General features: G+C 51.5%; 23 protein-coding genes. 16 read left to right on the top strand and 7 right to left on the bottom strand.

The features are described 5' to 3' along the window. Positions 1–156 precede the first annotated feature (156 nt). Positions 157–1353: an ROK family protein gene (locus GC128_RS20225; protein WP_151995813.1), complete on the bottom strand. Its 1197-nt coding sequence runs from the start codon at positions 1351–1353 to the stop codon at positions 157–159. A 115-nt stretch (positions 1354–1468) separates the two neighbouring features. Between GC128_RS20225 and GC128_RS20220 the strand changes: the two genes are divergently transcribed. From GC128_RS20220 to GC128_RS20210, 3 genes are all read left to right on the top strand, one after another. Then, complete coding sequence (locus GC128_RS20220; RefSeq protein WP_151995812.1) at positions 1469–4735, top strand: DUF5107 domain-containing protein; 3267 nt, start codon at positions 1469–1471, stop codon at positions 4733–4735. Positions 4736–4749: 14 nt separating this feature from the next. Next, positions 4750–5571 (top strand): aldose 1-epimerase, encoded by an 822-nt coding sequence (locus GC128_RS20215; protein WP_151995811.1) that lies wholly within the window; start codon positions 4750–4752, stop codon positions 5569–5571. Positions 5572–5741: 170 nt separating this feature from the next. After that, entirely contained in the window at positions 5742–6893 is a 1152-nt protein-coding gene (locus tag GC128_RS20210; protein ID WP_151995810.1) for a 3-phenylpropionate MFS transporter, read from the top strand. Here GC128_RS20210 and csiE read toward each other — a convergent pair. Then, positions 6880–8160, bottom strand: coding sequence for a stationary phase inducible protein CsiE (gene csiE, locus GC128_RS20205; protein ID WP_151995809.1), 1281 nt, complete (start codon positions 8158–8160; stop codon positions 6880–6882). The genes GC128_RS20210 and csiE overlap by 14 nt on opposite strands. 137 nt (positions 8161–8297) lie before the next feature. Between csiE and GC128_RS20200 the strand changes: the two genes are divergently transcribed. Together GC128_RS20200 and GC128_RS20195 are read left to right on the top strand one after the other, a co-directional pair. Beyond that, positions 8298–8933, top strand: a complete 636-nt coding sequence (locus tag GC128_RS20200; RefSeq protein WP_226812219.1) for a DUF1007 family protein — start codon at positions 8298–8300, stop codon at positions 8931–8933. Further along, entirely contained in the window at positions 8924–9907 is a 984-nt protein-coding gene (locus GC128_RS20195) for a nickel/cobalt transporter (RefSeq protein WP_151995807.1), read from the top strand. Before GC128_RS20200 ends, GC128_RS20195 begins: the two co-directional genes overlap by 10 nt. 36 nt (positions 9908–9943) lie before the next feature. Here GC128_RS20195 and suhB read toward each other — a convergent pair whose 3' ends face one another. Beyond that, positions 9944–10747 carry an inositol-1-monophosphatase gene (gene suhB, locus GC128_RS20190; RefSeq protein WP_151995806.1) on the bottom strand — a complete coding sequence of 268 codons (804 nt, stop codon included), beginning with the start codon at positions 10745–10747 and terminating at the stop codon, positions 9944–9946. A gap of 119 nt (positions 10748–10866) precedes the next feature. Here suhB and trmJ point away from each other — a divergent pair, with 119 nt between their 5' ends. From trmJ to sseB, 11 genes are all read left to right on the top strand, one after another. Next, positions 10867–11607, top strand: a complete 741-nt coding sequence (gene trmJ / locus GC128_RS20185) for a tRNA (cytosine(32)/uridine(32)-2'-O)-methyltransferase TrmJ (RefSeq protein WP_064513080.1) — start codon at positions 10867–10869, stop codon at positions 11605–11607. A 130-nt stretch (positions 11608–11737) separates the two neighbouring features. Then, on the top strand, positions 11738–12226 hold the full coding sequence (gene iscR, locus GC128_RS20180; RefSeq protein WP_151995805.1) for a Fe-S cluster assembly transcriptional regulator IscR: 489 nt from the start codon (positions 11738–11740) through the stop codon (positions 12224–12226). A gap of 333 nt (positions 12227–12559) precedes the next feature. Further along, positions 12560–13774, top strand: coding sequence for an IscS subfamily cysteine desulfurase (locus GC128_RS20175; RefSeq protein ID WP_151995804.1), 1215 nt, complete (start codon positions 12560–12562; stop codon positions 13772–13774). Positions 13775–13817: 43 nt separating this feature from the next. Further along, positions 13818–14204, top strand: coding sequence for a Fe-S cluster assembly scaffold IscU (iscU, locus tag GC128_RS20170; RefSeq protein ID WP_064513073.1), 387 nt, complete (start codon positions 13818–13820; stop codon positions 14202–14204). A gap of 24 nt (positions 14205–14228) precedes the next feature. Next, on the top strand, positions 14229–14552 hold the full coding sequence (gene iscA, locus GC128_RS20165; protein ID WP_151995803.1) for an iron-sulfur cluster assembly protein IscA: 324 nt from the start codon (positions 14229–14231) through the stop codon (positions 14550–14552). 71 nt (positions 14553–14623) lie between these two features. After that, the gene (hscB, locus tag GC128_RS20160) at positions 14624–15139 is read left to right on the top strand and encodes a co-chaperone HscB (protein ID WP_064560314.1); all 516 of its coding nucleotides are present in this window, start codon (positions 14624–14626) and stop codon (positions 15137–15139) included. A 13-nt stretch (positions 15140–15152) separates the two neighbouring features. Beyond that, entirely contained in the window at positions 15153–17003 is a 1851-nt protein-coding gene (hscA, locus tag GC128_RS20155) for a Fe-S protein assembly chaperone HscA (protein WP_151995802.1), read from the top strand. A 1-nt stretch (position 17004) separates the two neighbouring features. After that, positions 17005–17340 carry an ISC system 2Fe-2S type ferredoxin gene (fdx, locus tag GC128_RS20150; RefSeq protein WP_034459208.1) on the top strand — a complete coding sequence of 112 codons (336 nt, stop codon included), beginning with the start codon at positions 17005–17007 and terminating at the stop codon, positions 17338–17340. A gap of 12 nt (positions 17341–17352) precedes the next feature. Continuing rightward, complete coding sequence (gene iscX / locus GC128_RS20145) at positions 17353–17553, top strand: Fe-S cluster assembly protein IscX (protein WP_120065263.1); 201 nt, start codon at positions 17353–17355, stop codon at positions 17551–17553. Between the two features lie 70 nt (positions 17554–17623). Continuing rightward, the gene (gene pepB, locus GC128_RS20140) at positions 17624–18910 is read left to right on the top strand and encodes an aminopeptidase PepB (RefSeq protein ID WP_151995801.1); all 1287 of its coding nucleotides are present in this window, start codon (positions 17624–17626) and stop codon (positions 18908–18910) included. Between the two features lie 111 nt (positions 18911–19021). Then, positions 19022–19798 (top strand): enhanced serine sensitivity protein SseB, encoded by a 777-nt coding sequence (gene sseB, locus GC128_RS20135; protein WP_151995800.1) that lies wholly within the window; start codon positions 19022–19024, stop codon positions 19796–19798. Positions 19799–19802: 4 nt separating this feature from the next. On the opposite strand, the gene GC128_RS20130 is transcribed toward sseB, so the two are convergent. The 4 genes from GC128_RS20130 to GC128_RS20115 form a co-directional block, all read right to left on the bottom strand. Then, positions 19803–20576, bottom strand: coding sequence for a MurR/RpiR family transcriptional regulator (locus GC128_RS20130; protein ID WP_151995799.1), 774 nt, complete (start codon positions 20574–20576; stop codon positions 19803–19805). Further along, on the bottom strand, positions 20576–21424 hold the full coding sequence (sseA, locus tag GC128_RS20125) for a 3-mercaptopyruvate sulfurtransferase (RefSeq protein WP_151995798.1): 849 nt from the start codon (positions 21422–21424) through the stop codon (positions 20576–20578). The genes GC128_RS20130 and sseA overlap by 1 nt, the downstream gene beginning before the upstream one ends. A gap of 95 nt (positions 21425–21519) precedes the next feature. Continuing rightward, a complete protein-coding gene (locus GC128_RS20120) occupies positions 21520–22887 on the bottom strand; it encodes a 6-phospho-alpha-glucosidase (protein WP_151995797.1) in 1368 nt (455 codons plus the stop codon). Positions 22888–22898: 11 nt separating this feature from the next. After that, positions 22899–24443, bottom strand: a complete 1545-nt coding sequence (locus GC128_RS20115) for a PTS transporter subunit EIIC (RefSeq protein ID WP_151995796.1) — start codon at positions 24441–24443, stop codon at positions 22899–22901. Positions 24444–24709 lie beyond the last annotated feature (266 nt).

Genomic DNA, 24709 nt, shown 5'->3' with positions numbered 1-24709 from the left:
GAATACCCTGTAGTTCGGGAGTGATGAAAAGTGTAGAGAACCAGATTGCGGATAACTTTGCGCAAAACGTTAGATTTTAGTTAACTGAGATTACTAATCACATTGAACGTAAAGAATGTGGCATGAGCCGCAGATCTTATCCTGGATAAAAATATTTCATTCTTTCTCAAGCATCGACTCAACATACAAATAGCCAATCCCCATCACCTGCTGAGTGCGATTTAAGGGACCGAAATTAATCTGTGTTGCCTTATTTTTTAATACATCCCCGTGATCAAAGGGAGTAAATCCAATCTGTCGGTCGATGGTTGCAAGCCATTCATCACCAAACCCACAGCTCCTGCCATAAAACCAAATCTGGTTGATATTCAGGATGTTTAGAAAATTATACAAGCTAAGCCCGATGGCGTTGGCTGAGTTATCAACCCAGCGCCGCACCTGCTCGTTGCCATCGTGCCAGGCGGCAATTAACTGCATTGATGTTAATGTTTCAGGGTCAAGTTTGGATGAATAGGGTTGTGATTTCAGCCATATACGCGCCTGCTTTTTTAGTGCCGAAAGTGAGGCCACAGTTTCAAGGCAGCCATACCTTCCGCAGTCACAAGCTATGCCATCTGGGTTCACAATGGTGTGGCCAATTTGCCCGCTGCCGTACAAACTGCCGCGATAAATTTGCCCGTTAATCACAAATGACGAACCAATCCCGTAATCCACGTTTATCACGCAAAAATCCTGGCGACTGGCTGGGTTTTGCCATTTCTCTGCCAGCGCCAACATCACGCAATCGTTATCCAGACGTACCGATACACCCAGTTTTTCTTCAAGTAGATATTTGATTTCTACTGGCTCACGCCACGGAGCTTGCGGCATGGTTTGCGACACGCCGGTCACCGGATCGACCTGCCCGTGAATACCCAATGCCAGATTAATTGTCTTTTTCGGCCAGGTTTTGCATTGATTGCGCCAGATATTTTCAATGGCGGCCAGCAATGCCTGGGGTGTGGAGGCATTCACCTGCATACGTTCAAATTCACCATTGGGTGAAAGTTGCGCATCGCAAAGTTGGCTTTCAATGCTGGTAGGGGTGACATTCATGCAGAGAATAAAATCTCCGTCTGGCGGGATTTGGTAGCTCCCGCTGTTAATGCCACGTTTGCTGAGGTTTTCACTGGAGTGGCTCAGCTTTCCATCATTAACCAACTCCTCAAGAATATTGCTCACCGCCGGAATAGAGAGCCCTGTGTGCTGAGAAAACTGCGATTTACTAAGCAGCTTATGCTGCCATACCAGTTTCATTACCGTCTGGCGATTGAGTTGCCGTACGCGTTGATTATTCAGCCCTGAAGATTGCATTTCACTAAACCCCGTTAACTTTATTGCGTGAGCATTAAGCACTTTAAGCTGCAATGAGTTCTCTACACTGCAACCATAACGTATTTCACTGTTGTTTGTTTACTGGAGAAATGAAATGTTCGGAGCCGTTAACGTCTGGCAAGAGACTATTGCTTTACCCACTTGGACTACCGGTGCGGAAGACCCGAATCCTATGTTTCTGGAAAACCGCGTTTACCAGGGTTCGTCCGGTGCGGTTTATCCTTACGGCGTCATCGACACGCTCACCGGCCAGCGCGAGATGCGTGACTACAATGCCGTGTGGATTGAAAACGACTTTATCCGCGTCATGCTGCTGCCGGAGTTGGGCGGCCGTATTCACCGCGCTTATGACAAAGTGATGGAGCGCGATTTCGTTTACTACAACGAAGTAGTGAAACCGGCGTTGGTGGGTTTGGTCGGGCCGTGGATTTCTGGCGGCATCGAATTTAACTGGCCGCAGCATCATCGCCCAACCACCTTCATGCCCGTCGACGTGACTTTCCAGAAACATGAAAACGGCGCGCAAACCGTCTGGCTCGGTGAAGTCGAGCCGATGCGCGGCTTGCAGGTGATGACTGGCTTTACGCTCTACCCGGAAAAAGCGCTGATTGAAATCACTGGCAAAGTGTTCAACGGCAACGCTACGCCGCGCCATTTCCTGTGGTGGGCAAACCCGGCGGTGAAAGGCGGTGATGAACACCAAAGTGTATTCCCGCCCGATGTCACGGCGGTATTCGACCACGGCAAACGCGATGTTTCTGCCTTCCCGATCGCTCACGGGACTTACTACAAAGTTGATTACTCCGCTGGCGTCGATATCTCGCGCTACAAAAACATCCCGGTGCCAACGTCTTACATGGCAGATAAATCAAATTACGATTTTGTCGGCGCTTACCATCACGGCGAGCAGGGCGGTTTGCTGCACATTGCCGACCACCATGTTTCACCGGGCAAGAAACAGTGGACGTGGGGCAATTGCGATTTCGGCCAAGCGTGGGATCGCAATCTGACCGATGAAAATGGCCCGTATATCGAATTAATGACTGGTGTGTTTACCGACAACCAGCCGGACTTCACCTGGATTGCGCCTTACGAAGAGAAAGTCTTCGTCCAAAACTTCCTGCCTTACAGCCAGCTTGGCACGCTGCAAAACGCCAACACTCAGGCGGCGATAAAACTCGAACGTCACAACGGCGAACTGTACCTCGGCGTGTACGCCATAGCACCGCTTGCAGGCGTGTCGCTGGAAATTGAATCCGCAGGGACAACGCTGTGGAAAACCACGCTTTCACTGCAACCGGCGCAGGCGTGGCAAGAAACGGTCAACGACACCTGGCCGCAACGACTGACGCTCAATCTACGTGATGCACAGGGCAATCTCATTCTCAGTTATTGCGAGCATGTTCCTGAAGATTTGCCGCTGCCACAGCCCGCTAGTGTTCCGGCGAAACCACAGGACATCACCAACTGCGACGAGCTGTATTTTATCGGCCAGCATCTTGAGCAATATCTGCACGCCAGCCGTTCGGCGTTTGATTACTACCAGCGTGCGCTGGCGCTGGATGCAGAAGATTACCGCTGCAACGTGGCGCTTGGGCAGCTTGAGCTTAACCGTGGCAACTGGACGTTTGCCGAAAAACACGCAGATGTCGCGCTGAAACGGGCGCATCGTCTGAACAAAAACCCACAAAACGGTGACGCCAGCATGTTGCGCGGTGCCGCCAAAGAGAAGCAGGGCGAGTTCGACGGTGCGTTCGACGATTACTTTAAAGCAAGCTGGAGCGGTAACTGCCGTGACGCGGCGTTTTATGCCCTTGCTCGCCTGGGGCTGCGTAAGGGCGAGACTGCTCAGGCATTGGCGTTTGTAAACCAAAGCCTGAAATTTAACGCCAGCAACAACCTGGCGATGGGGCTGAAAGCGCTGGTATTGCCGCAACCGCAGGCACTGGCCTGGATTGCGCAGCAGCTCGAAGAATATCCGCTGAGTTACGTGCTGCATTACGCTCGCTGGGTTATCACACAAAGTGAAACGGATCGCGCCGAACTATTGCGTGTCACAGGCAAACGCGGCGTGAATGCCAGTGTGTTAGCGGGCTGGCTGGTGAGTATGGGCAAAGATGCGGCGGCGAAATACCTGCTCAAAGTGCTCGATTCCCAGGAAGCAATGCCGCTGTTATGGCGTGCTTCGCTAGAAACTGACCACGCCCAGCAACATGCGTTTGTACAGTTGGCGCAGGAAAACTTTGCCCGCAAAGTGCGCTTCCCGAACACGCTTGAAGAAGTACAGATGCTGCAGCGTCTGCCGCACGATGGCTTCGCGCAATATCTGCTCGGCTGTTTCTGGTACAGCAAACGCCGCTATCACGAAGCGGTGGCTTGCTGGCAATTCGCCGCACAGCAACTTCCGGAATTTGCTGCGGTGCAGCGAGTTCTCGGTATCCACGCCTGGAACAAACAGTATGATGCTAAACTGGCTGAGCAATATCTCCAACGCGCAGTCGAACTGGAGCCGGACAACGCCCGCTTCCTGTTTGAACTCGATTATCTGCAAAAACTCACCGGTCGTGCGACGGAGCAGCGCCTGGCAAATCTTGCCCCACGCCGCGATGTAGTGCTTAAGCGTGATGACTTAACCGCGGAATTACTCAGCCTGTGGAACATTCACGGTGAAACTGACGCCGCCGCGCAGGTTTTAGCCCAGCGTAAATTCCACCCGTGGGAAGGCGGCGAGGGCAAAGTCACCGGACAATATCTCATCAACCTGCAACGCCGGGCGCTGGCGTGTATCGCTGAACAGCAGTTTGGAAAAGCAGAAGAGTTACTCCAGCAGGCGCTGAGTTACCCGGAAAACCTCGGCGAAGGGCGCTTAGTCGGCCAGAGCGATAACGACATCTGGTATCTGCTTGGCTGGTGTGCGCAGCAAAATCAACAGCCGGAACGCGCCCAACATTATTACCAACGTGCACTGGAAGGCGGCTCTACCCTCGAAGTCGGACGTTATTACAACGACCAACCGGTGGATTACCTGTTCTATCAGGCTATGGCGCTGGCTCGTATCGGAGAAAAAGAGCAGGCCGAGCTGCAATTCCGCAACTTTATTACCTGGGCTGATGCGCACTTTAACGACCTGTCTGAACCTGATTTCTTTGCCGTTTCACTGCCGGACTTAGTGGCGCTGGATGCCGATCGCCAGGCCTTGCATAAACAGCACTGCCTGTTTGTCACTGCTCTTGGGCATCTGGGATTAGGCGAAGTCACTGAGTTCGAAGCCGCGCTGACAGCTTTACTGTCACAAAACCCGGCACACGACAAAGCGCACTTGCTGCAACTGGCAACGCAGCGCGGTGTTTTTGCTGAATAAAGGTGTATTAAGGTATGCAAAGCTTGTTACTTGAAAGTGACTATCTACGTTTAACCGTCGCCCCGCAAGGGGCGGCAATCCTCAGCCTGGACTCGCTAAAGCACCAGCAACCGATTCTTTATACAGCTGAAAAAGCATTATTCCCGATGCTGCCGCTGGCAAACCGAGTCGCCGGGAATTGCTTTCGGCTACACGGAGAAATGGTCACACTGCCGAAAAGTCCGGTCGATGAACAATTTTTTCTCCATGGGGATGGCTGGCTGAAAAGCTGGCAGGTCGAAACCGAGGATAGTCAGCAGATTGTTTTAACGCTGGATAGTCAGCATGAGTGCGGGTTTGATTATCACGCGCGGCTGGTTTACCGGCTGGAAGGTAAATGTTTTATCGCGGAGCTTCAACTCACTCACCGGGGAAGTAAGCCGATGGTTTATGGGCTGGGTTTTCATCCCTTTTTCCATCTCACACCTGCGACACACGTGCAGTTTGGAGCAACGGGCTTCTGGCCTGAAGGAGAGAGTCACTTACCTCTTGAGTGGAGTGACCAACTGACGGCACAAACCAATTTCATCACGGCGAAAATTCCGGACAACCACTGGCTGAATGTTGGCTATTCCGGTTGGAACGGTTTGGCGTTGATTGAATCTGGTGACCTGCTTGTGCAACTAAAATGTTCCACGCCGTACTTGATGGTATTCCGTATGGCAGATGAACCATTTATTTGCCTTGAGCCACAAAGCCACCCGGTGAATGCCCATAATATGGCCGGGCAGCCGGGACTGGTGTGTTTGGGGCAGGGAGAAACGACACGGCTAGCAATGGAAATGATGGTTTTGTAGGTCGAATAAACGTCAGTGTCATCCGACAATTCTGCTGGATGACGCTGTCGCTTATCCACCCTGGTAAATCAATAAGGCCATTTAATTATCAGGTGTTATTAGTCTGTTAATGAATGCTTGCAAGCACGCCAGCGCTCGGACACACTAGCGCCTCCAAAACGGGAGGGATCATGGTTTTGCATTCAACGCGCTGGCTGGCGCTCAGTTATTTTACCTACTTCTTTAGCTACGGGATTTTCCTGCCATTCTGGAGTGTCTGGCTTGCCGGAGTTGGTCTGCCCCCTGAAACCATAGGGCTATTGTTAGGGGCTGGATTAATCGCCCGTTTCCTTGGTAGTTTGCTTCTTGCCCCTCGTGTTACCGACCCTTCCCGACTTGTCTTTGCTTTGCGTTTACTCGCCTTACTCACTTTGCTATTTGCCGTTGCTTTCTGGTTCGGACAAACCGCCACCTGGCTTTTGATTGTGATGGTCGGTTTTAACCTGTTCTTCTCACCGCTGGTGCCGCTTACCGATGCGTTGGCCGGAACCTGGCAGCGTCAAATCACCATGGATTATGGTCGTGTGCGCCTGTGGGGATCGCTGGCGTTTGTGATTGGCTCCGCCATGACGGGTAAGCTGGTGAGCATGTATAGCTACCAGGCAATTCTGGTGCTGCTGAGTATTGGTGTCGCGTCGATGTTAATCGGCATGATGCTGCGCCCATCCGTAATGCCGCAAGGTGAAACTCGCCATAAAGAAGGTGCGGGTTGGCCTGCGTGGAAGAACCTGGTGCTCGGTTCATGGCGATTCCTGGCCTGCGTGACATTACTTCAAGGCGCACACGCGGCTTACTACGGATTCAGTGCGATTTACTGGCAAGGAGCGGGCTATTCCGCGTCGGTTGTTGGGTATCTGTGGTCGCTGGGTGTTGTTGCGGAAATTGTGATTTTTGCTCTGAGCAACAAGCTGTTCCGTAACTGGAGTGCGCGTGACTTGCTGCTGCTTTCTGGTGTGACTGGAATACTGCGCTGGAGCCTGATGGCGTATACGACCGATTTGCCGTGGCTGATTGCTGCGCAAATCCTTCACTGCGGCAGCTTCACTGTTTGCCACCTGGCGGCGATGCGTTATATCTCGGCTCGCGAGGGTAACGAAGTCATCCGTTTGCAGGCCGTCTATTCAGCGGTAGCAATGGGTGGTGGTATTGCCATTATGACGATGTTCTCCGGCTACCTTTACCAGCATATGCAGGGTGGGGTGTTCTGGATTATGGCGTTGGTGGCCGTTCCTGCATTGTTCATTCGGCCACGTCCCATCTCATATTGCGTTAACACTCAATAATCTTACGGATCTGCTGCTGCTGGTGTTCACCCAGCGGCAGCGTTACGTGAATCAGTGGCGGTGAGTAAAGTGGTAAAGTGGTAAAGTAGGGTGTAATCACCAACACCACTTCTTTCGGCGCTCCCTCTTTTTGGTAACTGTGAATCGTCAGATGTTTAATATTGAGCGGCAGTAACGTTAGCTCACGCAGCTGCTGTTCAATACTTTGTTCAAGTTCAATGTTGTTGCCAGTGAGCAGCAAAACCTGCTTTTCATGCAGATCATTTTCCTGCATTAACCACGCTCCGAAGATCACCGCCACCAGTCCCACCTCTTCATCTGAAAAACGCATTTCAAAATGGTTTTCAAAATCATTGAACGCTTCACGTGTGGTGCGCATCAGGCGTGGGTAAAGACGAGTTATTTCTTCCGGTAGGCTGTTATCAATCCCAATACCGAACTGGCAACGATCCAATGCCTGAGCAAGATGGATGTAGAGCTGGTCGCTCAGGCCTTGTTCATCGCTAAAGGACATACCCGCCAGCTCGCGAAAGCGCGCAGTCATTCCGAAAATGGCCGAGCGTAAGCGTAAATCTTGCTCATGATTGTCACGAATCGGGTCGGGAGTACGTAGTAACTGGAATAATAGCGCCAGGAATAATTGCTCGTTTTCGTTGGCTGATTGCAGCACGCGACGCTTCCAATGGCGGGCAATCTCAAGTGCTGCCACAAACTCCGGGCGAATTTGTGTCCACGCGCGTTGCTGCTCGGTGAATTCTGGCGTGATCCCAGCATGGTGCTGGTGCAAGCAGTACTGCAAAAACAGCGTTAAAAATTGCACATCACGGCTATCAAATTGCCTTTGCAAGCGTCGTGCGCAAAGCCCGATCAGCGCCTGGAGGTTCTTCTCGTCATATAACGCGGTCAGAATTCCTTGCTGTTTAAGCTGTATTTTGAGCGCCGGGGTAAAATGCTGCTGCACAAAGTGTGGGCACAAACGCAATGCACGGCGTAGCCAATGCAATAAGCACAGACGGCGGTCTAAAGGCGTGCCCTCAATCCGATAGCTACCATCCTGTTGCGTGATAAGCCTCAGCCGGTGATAGCGCTGGATTTCATCACCCGTGTCGGCTATATCTTGCAGGGCTTTGGTGTCATCGACCCCGTTGAGTCTTGCGAGGATCTCAGGAGTGACGGTTTGGCCCGGTATGTATAGCAACAAAAGCAGGTGGCAACGGCGCTGCGGACTGGAGAGTACAGATGGTGGTGGGGAGAGTAGTGTCATCATCCGCATAACCGAGTCAAAGTAATTAATGCTAAGAGTAGCTAAACCTTTTGTCGTAGAGAGTCACATTTGAGCTTTTTAATTACGTAATTCTGACTGGCTCACAGAATTTTAAGCTTGAGAGAATAATGAGCAGGAAAATGTGTAACAGAATTGCGTTTTTCGCCTTAAATAGCGTGCTTTTTAGCCCAGTGGCTTTGGCACATCCACATAGTTTTATCACCCTTGTGACGACGGTGATGACCGAAAATGACCAGCTTACTGGTCTTAAAATGCAGTGGACGATGGATGAAATCACTTCAGCAGATCTACTGTATGACGCAGGTAATGCCAAACCGGACTCACCGGTGTGGAAGAAGTTGGCAGCCGAAGTCATGGCCAATGTTTTAGGCCAGCATTACTTCACCGAATTCTGGCATAAAGGTAAAAAAGTGACCTTTAATAACCTGCCACCGGAATATGGTCTTGCACGGGTAGGGCACCAGGCGGTGTTGACCTTTGTTTTACCGCTTGCACATCCGCAGCCATTGAAGGGGCAGACGTATCAGTTTGCGACGTTCGACCCGACCTATTTTGTCGATATGAGTTACGACAACTCCAGTGATGCCAAATTGCCGAAAACATTAGCCTCACTTTGCAAAATTTCAGTGAAAACCCCGCAGCCGAACGAAGATACGCTGGCCTTCGCACAATCGCTGGATAAAGCCGATGCCCCTCCCGAAGATATGGAACTGGGTAAACAGTTTGCTCAACAGGTGATATTGCAATGTCAGTAATGCCTTCAGCTAAACCCCATTCACGCCGTTGGCTCCACCTGTGGCCGCTGGCATTTTTCCTGCTGGTTTGTGCAGGAGCACTTTACAGCTTGTGGCATTACTGGCCGCAAATCCTCATCGAAAGTGCGATGTGGCAGAAATCGATTAACCAACAAATGAGCACCCTCCTGCGTGAGGTTGCCGAGAACCCTACCCGGGCGGGTTGGTCATTGCTGTCATTTAGTTTTGTTTACGGTGTGCTTCACGCATTGGGGCCAGGCCATGGGAAAATAGTTATTACGACCTGGCTTGCGACACATCCTTCGCGCTTGAAAAGCAGCCTTAAATTGACGTTTGCAGCATCTTTATTGCAAGGAGTGGTGGCGATTGGGTTGGTAACGGTAGTGCTGGGAATTTTGGCTCTACCTTCGCGCCAATTGCACATGAGCAGTTTTTGGCTCGAGAAGGGAAGCTATTTGCTGGTGGGTGTTTTAGGTGTGATGTTGTGCGGTCGAGCCCTGGGTAAATTGCAACGTGTGCTGCGAAAACCGAAGCGTTTCACTTCATTCACGCCTCATCATGTACATGATGAAAAATGTGGCTGTGGCCATCAGCATTTACCCACGCAGGAACAGCTTGCAACAGGAGAAGACTGGCGTGCCCGAATGATGATTGTTTTATCCATGGGTATGCGCCCATGCTCTGGGGCAATTATGGTGCTGCTGTTTAGCAAAGTGATTGGTGTGTATAGCTGGGGAGTGTTGTCGACGCTTGCGATGGCTGCAGGTACATCTATTACCATTTCTGGCCTGGCTTTTTTAGTCCACGGTTTCCGTCAGCTTGCGGTACGCATTAGCGGGAATAAAGCACCCGTTTTATGGCGGCAAGTCGCCTGGGCGACACTGGCATTTGCAGGTGGTGGAATTTTAGTATTAGCAGCAGTGGTGATGTGGCTGAGTGCTCAACCGGTAATGCGTGGGATTCGACCGTTTTAATTGAATGCCTTCCCGACGGGAAGGCATTTTCCGAGATTAACGCTTCAGCGCTTCGCTCAGTTCATCACGCATTGTTGCCAGCATCGCTTTAACAACACGTGGGTTACCTGCAACGATGTTGCCGCTGGTCAGGTAGTTGTGGCCGCCGGTGAAATCACATACCAGGCTACCAGATTCGCGAGCAATCAGTTCACCTGCTGCGAAATCCCAAGGCTTCAGGCCAATCTCGAAGAAACCATCAACACGGCCAGCCGCAACGTATGCCAGATCCAGCGCAGCAGAACCGGTGCGACGGAAGTCAGCACACTGCGTGAACAGTTTGGTCATGATGTTCATATAAGGAGTAGCGTGTTGCTTCAGTTTGAACGGGAAGCCAGTTGCCAGAATGGTGCCATCGAGGTCGCGTGCATTGCTGCCGCGCAGACGGTAACCGTTCAGCTGTGCGCCTTGACCACGAACAGCTGTGAACAGCTCATTACGCATTGGGTCATAAACAACAGCAACTTCGGTGCGGCCCTTAACACGGACAGCGATAGATACAGAGAAGTGTGGCAAACGTTTGATGAAGTTTGAAGTGCCATCCAGAGGATCGATAACCCATTGCACATCCTGCTCGGTACCCGCCAGTTCGCCTGATTCTTCAGCGATAATGGTGTGTTGCGGGTAGGATTTGCGGATAATTTCGATAATCAGACGCTCGGCGTCTCTATCTACGTTAGTCACAAAATCGTTACTCCCTTTTTGACTCGCTTCTACAGCGTCAGGGGTTTCGTAGTTCTTGACAATTAAATTGCCCGCCTTGCGCGCTGCGCGCACGGCGATGGTGAGCATCGGATGCATCGGTCTCTCTCTGGATGTTAAAGAACGGGAAAACGCGGCGGAGTATAGCAGAGCGTTCGGAATATGTCCCAGGGTTATGATAGGATATCGCGATAATCTTTTCAGGCTATGAGTCAACGATGCTGCAAAACGTACGTATAGTGCTGGTTGAAACCTCCCACACCGGCAACATGGGCTCCGTAGCCCGTGCAATGAAAACCATGGGGCTGACAAATCTGTGGTTGGTTAATCCACTGGTGAAACCTGACTCTCAGGCAATCGCGCTCGCTGCGGGAGCCAGTGATGTTATTGGTGAAGCGAAAATTGTCGATACGCTGGATGAAGCCCTGGCGGGTTGTAGTCTGGTGGTAGGAACGAGCGCTCGTTCACGCACGCTGCCATGGCCTATGCTCGATCCGCGCGAATGTGGTCTAAAGACCATTTCTGAAGCGCAAGATGCGCCAGTGGCGATTGTGTTTGGCCGTGAACGTGTTGGTTTGACCAATGACGAATTGCAGAAATGCCATTATCACGTCGCGATTCAGGCTAACCCGGAATACAGTTCACTGAACCTGGCGATGGCGGTACAAATCCTCGCTTATGAAGTGCGCATCGCCTGGCTTGCTACACAAGAAGAAGGCAAAGAAGCGGTCGTTGTTGAGGACCAGACTCAGTATCCATCGGCTGACGATCTCGAGCGTTTTTACGTTCACCTGGAGCAAGTATTGCTGAAAACGGGCTTTATTCGCACCAGCCATCCGGGCCAGATTATGAGCAAATTACGCCGCTTGTATAACCGTGCACGCCCGGAAACTCAAGAACTTAACATTCTGCGCGGCATGCTTTCTTCTATTGATAACGAGAAAAAATCCGGCAAATAATACCTGAGTAAATTACTAGGTTAAATAGTTGACCAATTTACTCGGGAATGTCAGACTTGCGACCTGCTATGTGACAATCACATTTATAAAAAACCCCCGGTTCGAGGGGCGATTTGAGGTTAAGTAAGACATGAGACTGACATCGAAAGGACGTTATGCCGTGACCGCAATGCTTGACGTTGCGTTGAACTCCGAATCAGGCCCGGTACCGTTGGCTGATATTTCTGAACGTCAGGGAATCTCTCTCTCCTACCTGGAGCAGTTATTCTCCCGTCTGCGTAAAAATGGCCTGGTTGCCAGCGTACGTGGTCCAGGCGGTGGTTATCTGCTGGGTAAAGAAGCAAACAGCATCGCAGTTGGCGAAGTTATCAGTGCTGTAGATGAATCTGTTGATGCCACGCGTTGCGCGGGCAAAGGCGGTTGTCAGGGCGGCGATAAGTGCCTGACTCACGCACTGTGGCGCGATCTGAGCGATCGTCTGACCGGTTTTCTGAATAACATCACCTTGGGTGAACTGGTGAATAACCAGGAAGTGTTGGACGTCTCTGGCCGTCAGCAAAATGAAAACCATCGCAGTACGCGCTCTCAAGACGCAATCGACGTCAAACTGCGGGCCTAATTTACCCGTCATATTTCGGGTTGCAACTGTGTTGGCCGCACTTGTTCACCCCAGTCACTTACTTGATGTAAGCTCCTGGGGACTCTCAAGTTTGCCGCCTTGCTGCAACACGAACTATTTAGGGTAAAGATAAAATAGAATTTTAGAATGCTTGTCGTTTCTTAAAGAACGGCAATTCCCAAAATATTTCAAGTTGCAGGAAGGCGGCAAACGAATGAGTCCCGATGAGCTTAGTAAACTAAGTGATTCGGGTGAATGAGAGCAGCCAACGCATCTGTAACTTGAAAGATGAAGGGGATTTTGAATTGAAGTGATGTACGGAGCTTAAGAGCAATGAAATTACCGATTTATCTCGATTACTCTGCGACTACGCCGGTTGACCCGCGTGTTGCGCAGAAAATGATGCAGTTTTTGACTATGGACGGAACCTTCGGTAACCCGGCTTCTCGTTCTCACCGTTTCGGTTGGCAGGCAGAAGAAGCTGTAGATATCGCCCGTAACCAAATCGCTGAACTGGTTGGTGCAGACCCGCGTGAAATCGTCTTTACCTCCGGTGCAACTGAATCTGATAACCTCGCCATCAAAGGTGCGGCTAACTTCTATCAGAAGAAAGGCAAGCACATCATCACCGTTAAAACCGAACACAAAGCTGTGCTGGACACTTGTCGCCAGCTTGAGCGTGAAGGTTTTGAAGTGACTTATTTGGCACCACAGAGCAACGGTATCGTTGACCTGAACGTGCTGGAAGCGGCGATGCGTGACGACACCATTCTGGTTTCTATCATGCACGTGAATAACGAAATCGGCGTGGTGCAAGATATCGCGGCAATCGGCGAAATGTGTCGTGCGCGTGGCATTATCTATCACGTGGATGCGACTCAGAGCGTGGGCAAACTGCCAATCGACCTGAGCACCCTGAAAGTTGACCTGATGTCTTTCTCTGGTCATAAAATTTATGGTCCAAAAGGTATCGGCGCGCTGTATGTTCGCCGTAAACCACGTATTCGTATCGAAGCTCAGGTACACGGTGGCGGTCACGAGCGCGGTATGCGTTCTGGTACTCTGCCTGTCCACCAGATTGCGGGCATGGGCGAAGCTTACCGTATCGCAAAAGAAGAGATGGAGACAGAAATGTCCCGTCTGCGCACGCTGCGTAACCGTTTGTGGAACGGCGTGAAAGATATGGAAGAAGTCTATCTGAATGGCGACCTGGAAAATGGCGTGCCAACTATCCTCAACGTGAGCTTTAACTACGTTGAAGGCGAGTCGCTGATTATGGCTCTGAAAGACCTTGCGGTTTCTTCCGGTTCTGCCTGTACATCAGCAAGCCTCGAGCCATCCTATGTGCTACGCGCACTGGGCATGACCGACGAACTGGCTCACAGCTCTATCCGTTTCTCTTTGGGTCGTTTTACTACTGAAGAAGAGATCGACTACACCATCGAACTGGTACGTAAGTCCATTGGCCGTCTGCGCGAACTTTCTCCACTGTGGGACATGTTTAAGCAGGGCGTGGATATTAACTCCATCGAATGGGCTCATCACTAATCGTTCGTTTCGAACGTCGATATCGGATTCAGGAAAATTAAAAATGGCTTACAGCGAAAAAGTAATCGATCACTACGAAAACCCACGCAACGTTGGTTCTTTTGATAACAGCGATGATAACGTCGGTTCCGGCATGGTGGGTGCACCAGCGTGTGGCGACGTGATGAAGTTGCAGATCAAAGTCAACAATGAAGGTATTATTGAAGACGCTCGCTTCAAAACCTACGGCTGTGGCTCTGCCATCGCTTCCAGCTCGCTGGTGACCGAATGGGTCAAAGGTAAATCTCTGGATGAAGCGCAGGCAATCAAAAATACCGACATTGCAGAAGAACTCGAACTGCCACCGGTGAAGATTCACTGCTCAATCCTTGCAGAAGACGCTATCAAAGCGGCTATCGCGGATTACAAAAGCAAACGTGAAGCTAAATAATTATTGTTGAGTAGAGGTTGTTGTATGTCGATTACCCTTAGCGACAGTGCTGCTGCACGCGTGAATGCCTTCCTGTCCAATCGCGGTAAAGGTTTTGGTCTGCGTTTAGGCGTTCGTACTTCTGGTTGCTCCGGCATGGCTTATGTTCTGGAATTTGTTGACGCACCGATGGCAGAAGACACTGTGTTCGAAGACAAAGGCGTGAAAGTGGTCGTCGATGGTAAAAGCCTGCAATTTTTAGACGGTACCGAGCTCGACTTCGTCAAAGAAGGTCTTAACGAAGGGTTTAAATTTACTAACCCTAACGTGAAAGATGAGTGTGGCTGCGGTGAAAGCTTCCACGTCTGATACTCGCAAATACCCCGTGTAACGTTAGTTGTACGGGGTATCACGCTCTACTATGAAACCCCGAGTCTGTTATGGATTACTTCACCCTCTTTGGGTTACCGCCAGAATTTGCCCTCAACACTGAGCTGTTGGCTACCCGTTACCAGGAGCTGCAACGCCAGTTCCATCCTGATAAATACGCCAGTCGCCCTCAGGCAGAAATTCTGCTGGCGGTGCAACAGTCTGCGACCATCAATCAGGCATGGCAAACACTGCGTCATCCATTGCCACGCGCAGAGTACATCCTCTCTCTCAACGGTTTTGATCTGGCGAACGAACAGCATACCGTGCGTGATACCGCTTTTTTGATGGAACAACTCGAATTGCGCGAAGAGCTTGATAATATCGAGCACGCCAAAGATAGCGACCGCCTGGAATCCTTCAGCGCCAATGTTAATGCGATGGTGAAAACCCGCATGGCTTTGATGGTAGAGCAGTTGGATAATCAGGACTGGACGCAGGCGGCGGATACTGTGCGTAAACTGCGTTTTCTCGATAAACTGCGCAGCCAAATAGAACAACTCGAAGAAAAGCTGCTCGATTTTTAACTGGAAGCTCAATATGGCGTTATTACAAATTAGTGAGCCGGGTCTGAGTGCGGCACCCCATCAGCGTAAGCTTGCGGCGGGTATCGATTTAGGCACCACCAATTCACTGGTTGCAACTGTTCGTAGCGGGCAAGCCGAAACGCTGCCTGACCATGAAGGGCGTCACCTGTTACCTTCGGTGGTGCATTATCAGCAACAAGGCCTGAATGTGGGCTGGGACGCGCGTGCGCAAGCCGCAACAGATCCGGCAAACACCATCAGCTCCGTAAAACGTCTGATGGGCCGTTCGCTTGCCGATATCCAGGCGCGTTACCCGCATCTGCCTTATTCATTCAAAGCGAGTGAAAACGGCCTGCCGATGTTAGATACCCCGGCCGGGCTGCTGAACCCTATTCGTATTTCATCCGACATCCTTAAAGCACTTTCCGCTCGCGCAACCGAAGCGTTAGAAGGTGAACTTGATGGCGTGGTGATTACCGTTCCTGCTTATTTCGACGATGCACAACGCCAGGGCACCAAAGACGCTGCGCGTCTGGCTGGCCTGCATGTGTTGCGTCTGCTTAACGAACCGACCGCAGCGGCTATCGCCTACGGCCTAGACTCGGGCAAAGAAGGCGTTATCGCGGTCTACGATTTGGGCGGCGGTACTTTTGATATCTCCATTCTGCGTTTAAGCCGCGGCGTGTTTGAAGTTATGGCAACCGGTGGCGATTCTGCCCTGGGCGGCGATGACTTTGACCACCTGTTAGCCGACTGGCTGCGTGAGCAAGCCAGTGTTGCTGACCGTAGCGATGACCGTGTGCAACGCCAGTTACTGGACGCCGCGATTGCTGCGAAGATCGCTCTGAGCGATGCCGAAACCGCGACGGTTAAAGTCGCTGGCTGGACTGGCACCGTGACGCGCGAGCAGTTCAACGAACTGATTGCAGCGCTGGTTAAACGTACTTTACTGGCTTGCCGGCGTGCGCTGAAAGACGCAGGCGTTGAAGCAGATGAAGTGTTGGAAGTGGTAATGGTTGGAGGTTCAACTCGTGTGCCATTAGTGCGCGAACGTGTAGGCGAATTCTTTGGCCGCACGCCGCTGACCTCAATCGACCCGGATAAAGTTGTCGCCATTGGTGCGGCAATTCAGGCGGATATTCTGGTGGGTAACAAGCCAGACAGCGAAATGCTGCTACTGGATGTGATTCCACTGTCGCTCGGCCTCGAAACCATGGGCGGCCTGGTTGAGAAAGTGATTCCACGTAACACCACTATTCCGGTTGCACGTGCGCAGGACTTTACGACCTTCAAAGACGGCCAGACGGCAATGTCGATTCACGTGATGCAGGGCGAGCGCGAACTGGTACAAGATTGCCGTTCACTGGCGCGTTTTGCGCTGCGTGGTATTCCGGCGATGCCAGCGGGTGGGGCGCATATTCGCGTTACCTTCCAGGTTGATGCTGACGGTTTACTGAGCGTCACCGCGATGGAGAAATCCACCGGCGTTGAAGCATCAATCCAGGTGAAACCTTCTTATGGCCTGAGCGATGGCGAAATCGCCAGCATGATTCAGGATTCCATGAGCTATGCCGAGCATGACGTGAAAGCGCGCATGCTCGCAGAACAAAAAGTCGATGCGGCCCGCGTGCTGGAAAGTTTGCAGGGTGCATTAGCTACAGATGCTGCGCTGTTGAGCGGTGCAGAACGCGCAGATATCGACGCGGCAATGGTGGCACTCCATGCTGCTGCTGCCGGTGAAGACATTGATGCGATTGAACAAGCCATTAAAAACGTAGACAAACAAACACAGGATTTTGCCGCTCGTCGTATGGATGAATCAATCCGTAAGGCGCTGAAAGGTCACTCCGTGGACGAGGTTTAACATGCCAAAGATTGTTTTTCTGCCTCATCAGGATTTGTGTCCAGATGGCGCAGTTTTGGAAGCGAATGTCGGTGAAACCATTCTTGATGTTGCGCTGCGCAACGGTATTGAGATTGAACACGCCTGTGAAAAATCCTGCGCCTGCACCACTTGCCACTGTGTGGTGCGTGAAGGTTTCGACTCCCTGGCTGAAAGCACGGAAGACGAAGACGACATGCTGGACAAAGCATGGGGTCTCGAACCTGAAAGCCGCTTAAGCTGCCAGGCGCGTGTAACGGATGAAGATCTGGTGGTTGAAATGCCACGTTACACCATCAACCATGCACGTGAGCACTAACAGGAGTAGCTTATGGGACTGAAATGGACCGATAGCCGCGAAATTGGTGAAGCTCTGTATGACAGCCGTCCAGATCTTGATCCAAAAACGGTACGTTTTACCGATATGCATCAGTGGATCTGCGAACTCGAAGATTTTGACGACGAGCCAGGCGCATCCAATGAAAAAGTTCTGGAAGCTATTCTGTTAGTCTGGTTAGATGAAGCGGAATAAAAATCAACGGGCTGCCTCTGGCGGCCCGTTTTTCTATGAAGCATGAGCTGAAAAATATAAGGAAAAGAAAATGTCAGAAGCCATGAAAATCACGCTATCCACGTCGCCTGCCGATGCGCGTTGGGGCGAAAAAGCCGCTTATAGTATTAATGACGAAGGAATTACTCTGCACCTGACAGGCAAAGATGACCTGGGGCTAATCCAACGTGCGGCACGTAAAATTGACGGCCAGGGTTTGAAGCACGTACAGCTGGCGGGTGATGGCTGGGATGTCGAGAAAAGCTGGGCATTCTGGCAGGGTTACCGTGCGCCAAAAGGCAGCCGTAAAGTTGACTGGGCTGTACTGAGCGACGAAGAACAAAAAGAACTCAATAACCGCCTGAAAATCATTGATTGGGTTCGCCACACCATCAACACACCAGCCGAAGAACTCGGCCCAGAGCAACTCGCTTCTCGCGCGGTTGACCTGCTGTGTGATGTCGCCTGCGACAACGTTTCTTACCGCATCACCAAAGGCGAAGATCTGCGCGAGCAGAACTATATGGGTATTCATACTGTTGGCCGTGGTTCGGAGCGCCCACCAGTACTACTGGCACTGGATTACAACCCAACCGGCAACCCGGATGCACCGGTTTATGCCTGCCTGGTCGGTAAAGGTATCACCTTCGATTCCGGTGGCTACAGCATGAAGCAAAGCGCGTTCATGGATTCCATGAAATCCGATATGGGCGGCGCTGCCACCATTACCGGTGCACTGGCGTTTGCTATCACTCGCGGCCTGGACAAGCGCGTGAAACTCTACCTGTGCTGTGCTGATAACCTGGTAAGCGGTAATGCCTTCAAATTGGGTGACATCATTAAATATCGCAACGGCAAAACCGTTGAGATCATGAACACCGATGCGGAAGGCCGCCTGGTGTTGGCTGATGGCCTGATTGACGCTTGTGCACAAAAACCAGAACTGATCATCGACTGCGCAACCTTAACCGGTGCGGCGAAAACCGCGTTGGGTAACGATTACCACGCGCTGTTCAGCTTCGACGATGGGTTGGTAAACCGTTTGATGGAAAGCGCTGCGGCAGAAAACGAGCCATTCTGGCGCTTGCCGCTGGCTGAGTTCCACCGCAACCAGCTGCCGTCTAATTTTGCCGAGCTGAACAACACCTCCAACGCGTCCTTCCCTGCGGGTGCGAGCACGGCTGCCGGGTTCTTGTCCCACTTCGTGGAAAACTATCACGAAGGTTGGCTGCACATTGACTGCTCTGCTACTTACCGTAAAGGTGCGGTTGAGCAGTGGTCTGCTGGCGCAACAGGCATTGGTGTGCGCGCGATTGCGAATCTGTTGGTTAGTCAGTAACACTACTTTTGTAGGGCGGATAAGCTTGCGCCATCCGCCACTTTTTCAAGTAAATGGTGGATGGCACTTCGCTAATCCGCGCTACAAATTATGCTTTCCCCTGGAACGACCATGTCAGAACTCAAAAACGAACTCGAAACCCTGCTTGAGCAGGCGGCCACTGAACCTGCGCATCGCCCGGCATTCTTCCGCGTGTTACTGGAATCCACCGTTTGGGTACCGGGTACCGCCGCTGAAGGCGAGGCCATTGACGCGGATAGTGCCGTTGAATTGCAGCACTGGGAAAAAGACGATGGCACCTCAGTCATTCCGTTCTTCACTTCTGTTGAGGCGCTGCAACAAGCCATCAGCCACGAGCAGGCATTTGTCGTAATGCCAGTGCGCACCCTCTTCGAGATGACGCAGGGCGCGACGCTGTTTCTGAACGCTAAATTGCCAACTGGCAAAGAATTCACCCCGCGTGAAATCACCCATTTAATCAGTGATGAAAGCGACCCGTTAACTCAGCAAGAAGTGCTGGATGGCGGGACTTCTTTGCTGCTTTCCGAAGTAGCTGAACCGCCAGCACAAATGGTCGACTCCCTGACTACGCTGTTTAAAAACCTGAAAACCGTGAAGCGCGCGTTTATCTGCTCTATCAAAGAGCACGCCGACGAGCAGCCTAACTTGTTGATTGGCATTGAAGCAGAAGGGGAAATCGAAGCGATTATTCGCCAGGCGGGAAGTGTCGCGACCGATACCTTACCGGGAGATGAACCGGTTGATATTTGCCAGGTCGTAGAAGGCGAGAAAGGTATTAGCCACTTTATGATGGCGCACATCACACCTTTCTACGAACGCCGTTGGGGAAGTTTCCTGCGCGATTTCAAAACCAACCGCATTATTTGATGGTTTATGCTGTTGCTTGTAACAGCAGTAAATCAATCAGCATCACCAGATTCGACTCAAAAGACGTAATGCCTGCGGCTTCGGCCGCATAGTGAATCGCCTCGTCGTACAGTGCAAAATGCACGTCAGCCAGCCCTGATAAACTGTTTGGCGAAGCTCGAGTAAATGCCACAATCGACATCCCCACATTTTGCGCAATTCTCGCCTTATCCAACACCTGCTCAGTTTCACCGCTACGAGAAATGGCGATGAATACTTGATACTTCGAGGCATTACTTAGAAATATTCCCCGGCTATCGCCTGGCCCGGAAATAAAGGCAGTTTTTCCCAGCACCTGAAGTTTCTTTGTCAGATATTCCGCGAACAAATAAGAAAAACCAGCACCGTACAAAAAGAAGCTCTCTTTTTCGCGTAGCAATGCGGCGAACTGCGCCATTAATTCCGGCGTTACCCAACGGAAAGTCTGGCGGTAATTATCGACAAACTGATCAAATAAAACCGGCAGTTCGCTGGCGGACTGAGCAGGTTGGTTAGCAATATGCGGAGTACTGGAAAGTAGCTGCTTACAGTGCCAGATAAACTCGCTGTAACCGCTAAATCCGAGCTTCTGGCACAGCCGCATAATGGTCGCACTGGAAACAAACGTCACCTGAGCAAGTTCCCGCACGGTGATATTACCTACCAGCAGTGGATGGTTTGTCAGATGCGAGAGAACGCGGTATTCAGCGCGGGTTAAAGAATCCCCGCGCTCCAGCAAGCCTGCCAGTCGGTTGTCCATTACTGTGCAGCAGGTTCGACGGGTAAATCCGGTCGTGCACCCCATTCACTCCAGGACCCGTCGTAGAGTGAAACACCGTTAACGCCAAGCGTGGTTAGCGCCAGAACAACCACTGCGGCCGTTACGCCTGAACCACAACTGGCGATAATCGGTTTATCAAAACTGACACCCTGGCGGGTGAAAATTTCATTTAGCTCGTCGGTGGTTTTCAACGAGCCATTTTCCACCAGATCGTTCCACGGCACGTTCACCGCACCTGGAATATGCCCACGCCTTAAGCCTGGGCGCGGTTCGTCTACTTGCGCGTTAAAACGCGGAGCAGGGCGGGCATCAACAATTTGTGCGGTGCATTCATGGCTGACCAGTAAGACATCGGTCAGGCGCTTAATCACCATCGGGTCGAAATTCACGTCGAACTCACCTTCCGGCAATTCAACATCACCCTGCTGGAGGGGAAATTCTTCGCGCTGCCAGTCGGCCAGGCCACCTGCCAGAATCGATACATTTTCCACACCGAAAGTACGCAGCATCCACCATGCACGCGGCGCGGAGAACAGGTTGCCTTCATCGTAAACGACCAGATGTTTATCACTACTGATACCCAGCTCTCGCATGGCGACAGCAAAGGCTTCAGCGCGCGGCATCATATGTGGCAAAGGGCTGGTGTGGTCGGAAAGGGCTTCAATATCGAAAAACACCGCGCCTGGCAGGTGGCCGGCACGGTATTCGCCAGCGATGTCACGATGCTCCTGGCCTGGAGGCAACATGCGAGCATCAATAATCTGGATATTCTCATCATTAATATGTTCTGCGAGCCAGTCGCCCGCAACGAAGAAAGTAGTGGACATGGTTGCCTCCGATTTATTGCACATTACCGGATTGTCGGTGTTTTTCAGCAAACCGACAAGCAACCATATCTACTGCTGCGAAGTGCGCCGTAAATTTAGACTTTCACAGCTTCGCCATTTTTCCACGCTTGCTGTAACTGTGGCCAGTAATCGCGATTAGCTTCAATCATATCGTCGAGAATGGCTTTTGCATGCTGCATGGTCGGCACGGTGCGGTTAAGCGTAAACGCCTGCAACGCCTTCTCGTAACTGCCCTCGATAGTAGCTTCAACCAGCAACTGCTCGGAGGCTAACTGCTGCATCAACAATGTTTGATGAAATAGAGGAACCGCCCCCATGCGCACAGGTTCTGGGCCTTCCGAGGTGATGTAAGCTGGTACTTCCACCATGGCGTCATAAGGCAGGTTGGCAATCGCCCCTTTGTTTTCAACAATTACCAGGTGTCGCTGGCGTAAATCAAAGGCCAGAGAGCAGGCAACGTCAACAATAAAGGCACCGTGTACACCGACATGGAATGCGTCCGGCAAAATCCCGGTTTGCTTATATTCAGCGGCGGCAGAAAACAGTTTCTTCTCGCGCCCATCCATCACTTCGTTGGCACGAGTGTAATCAGGGTTTTGGTGCTCAACGATGTCGTTTGGCATCAGGTAATACTGCAAATACGGGTTCGGCAGATATTCCGGGAAATGGTCCATAATCGGCTTAATGTGACGCCAGGTTTTCACCCACGACGGGTCGGAATGCTGCGGATCGGTTTGCGCGGCATCTTCTGTCAGCAGTCCAAACTTAGCGATATGGCGACGCAGCTCTGGCAGGCGGTCTTCACCATCAACCAGCACACGGGTAAACCAGCCGAAATGGTTCAGGCCGAAGTAATCAACTTCGAGCTTATGGCGATCAACCCCGAGGATGGCACCCATATTGCGCATTGCCGCAACCGGCATATCACAAATATTGAGCACTCGTGCGTTTGGACGCAGGCGGCGCACGCCTTCAGCCACAATTGCCGCCGGGTTGGAATAGTTCACAATCCACGCTTTTTGATGGGCGTAACGCTCAACAAAATCACATAACTCGACCATCGGCAGAATGGTGCGCAGGCCATACGCCAGCCCGCCTGGCCCGCAGGTTTCTTGCCCAACCACACCATGGCGTAGAGGGATTTTTTCATCCTGCTCACGCATCTTGTATTGCCCAACGCGCATTTGTGCGAAGACAAAATGGGCACCACTAAACGCCACTTCCGGGTCTGTAGTAACAGTGAATTTTATGCTCTGGCTATGGTCACGAATCACTTTCTCAACCACCGGTGCAATCACCGCCTGGCGCTCGCCATCAATATCGTAGAGGCGAATTTCAGCTAACGGGAAATCGGCCAGGCGCACCATCAGGCTTTTAACAATGCCCGGCGTGTAAGTGCTACCGCCACCGGCAATGGACAAAATAAATGGGGGTTTAAACATCATTGACTCCTTTAGAGAAACGTCTCTACTGCTTCACGCATTTTTTTGACATGCAGCCCGTAGACCACCTGAACGTTATTACCTTGTTTGATGACCCCTTTTGCGCCGGTCGATTTCAGGCGGGGCTCGTCGATAACCGACACGTCGCGCACCGTAACTCGCAGGCGGGTGTAACAGTTGTCGACCACTTCAATATTGGCGCGGCCTCCGAGGCCTTCGATAATCGCTTCGCCTAAGCCGTCGTTGCTGCCTTTGGCTTGATACTCTTGTTTGCTATACAGTTTTGTCTCTTCGTCGTCGCTTTCGCGACCCGGCGTTTTCATATCGAAACGGCGAATCAGGAAGCGGAACACCAGGAAATAAATCACCGACATCGTCAGGCCAACGGCGATATACATCGGCCAGTTGGATTTTTCGGTGCCCAGCGGCAGGTTATAAAGAATGAAGTCGATAATGCCGTTTGCGCCGATAGCGTGAACGCCCAGCAGATAGAACAGCATCATGCCAATGCCGGTCAGAACCGCATGTACGCCGAACAGCAGCGGGGCGACAAACAGGAAGGAAAACTCCAGCGGCTCCGTGACCCCAACCAGCATGGATGTCAGCGCTGCCGGGATGAGAATCGCTTTGGCCGCAGCTTTGCGTTCGGGTTTTGCCGTCATATACATGGCGAGTGCTGCCGCAGGGAGGCCGAACATTTTGCTGATTCCACGGGCGTCCCACACCACAGTGCTGCTCAGTTGATGCACGCTCGGACAGGCCATTTCTGCAAAGTAAATATTGCGCGCGCCCTGGTAAATATTGCCGCAAACATCGGCCGTACCGCCTAATTCGGTATACAGGAATGGGGTATAAACAAGGTGATGCAGGCCCGTTGGTACCAGAATGCGTTCCAGGAAACCGTAGATGGCTACGCCAAACGCCCCGGCACCTTTAATCGCCAGCGCCAGTGCGCTGATGCCATGTTGAGCAAACGGCCAAAGCTCGCTCATCACTACGCCAAGTAGCATTGAAACCGGAAGCATGATAATGGCGACAAAACAGTGCCCGGAGTAAATCGCCATCGCACCAGAAAACTGTACACCCGAATATCGGTTGTACAGATATCCTGAAAGCGCGCCAGTGAGGATCCCGGCGAATACGCCCATTTCAAGCACTTGCACGCCTAAAACCATGCTTTGCCCTGCGGCTCGCATTTGGTCGGCTGGAGCCAGTTCGCCTTGAAGCTGTAACGTTACGTTCATCGCATTAATGAAGACGATAAAAGTAACCAGACCAATTAATGCAGCATACCCTTTGTCTTTTGCAGCGAGACCAATGGGAATACCTACGCCAAATACCAGCGCCAGGTTCGCCAGAACCGATACCGCTGATTTGGAGATGAGAACGCCTGTGTGCTGAATAGAGGAATGGCCGAGGAACGGTAAATATTCGGCCAGGTTGCCATTGCCCAATACATTACCAAACGCGATAAATAAACCGACGATGGGTAAAATAAGCACAGGCCCGTAGAGTGATTTTCCGAAGTTTTGTAGAGCGTTAACGGCACTTTTCATTTAGCAGTCTCTTATTATTACTTTGGCTAAACACCGCGTTGAGGCAGCGACTCAGAGCGAAATGTAGCAAGAAAAAAGGCAGGTTATCCATCTATCTTATTGTTTTAAAAACAAATGACTCACAAGGTAACATGTGACCTTTCAGGCTGTGATCGCGCATGCACTTTGACACTGTTTACTGATGAAACCGTTGCACGATGCCAGCTTCCCTTTGCGAGCGAGTACGCAATGCAGAATTTGGATACTTTCGTTTTTCTGATGAACCC

Source organism: Buttiauxella massiliensis, from assembly GCF_902500225.1.
Classification (GTDB): Bacteria; Pseudomonadota; Gammaproteobacteria; order Enterobacterales; family Enterobacteriaceae; genus Buttiauxella; species Buttiauxella massiliensis.
The sequence above is the reverse complement of the archived record's forward strand: the minus strand, read 5'-3'. Positions and strand labels throughout refer to the sequence as shown.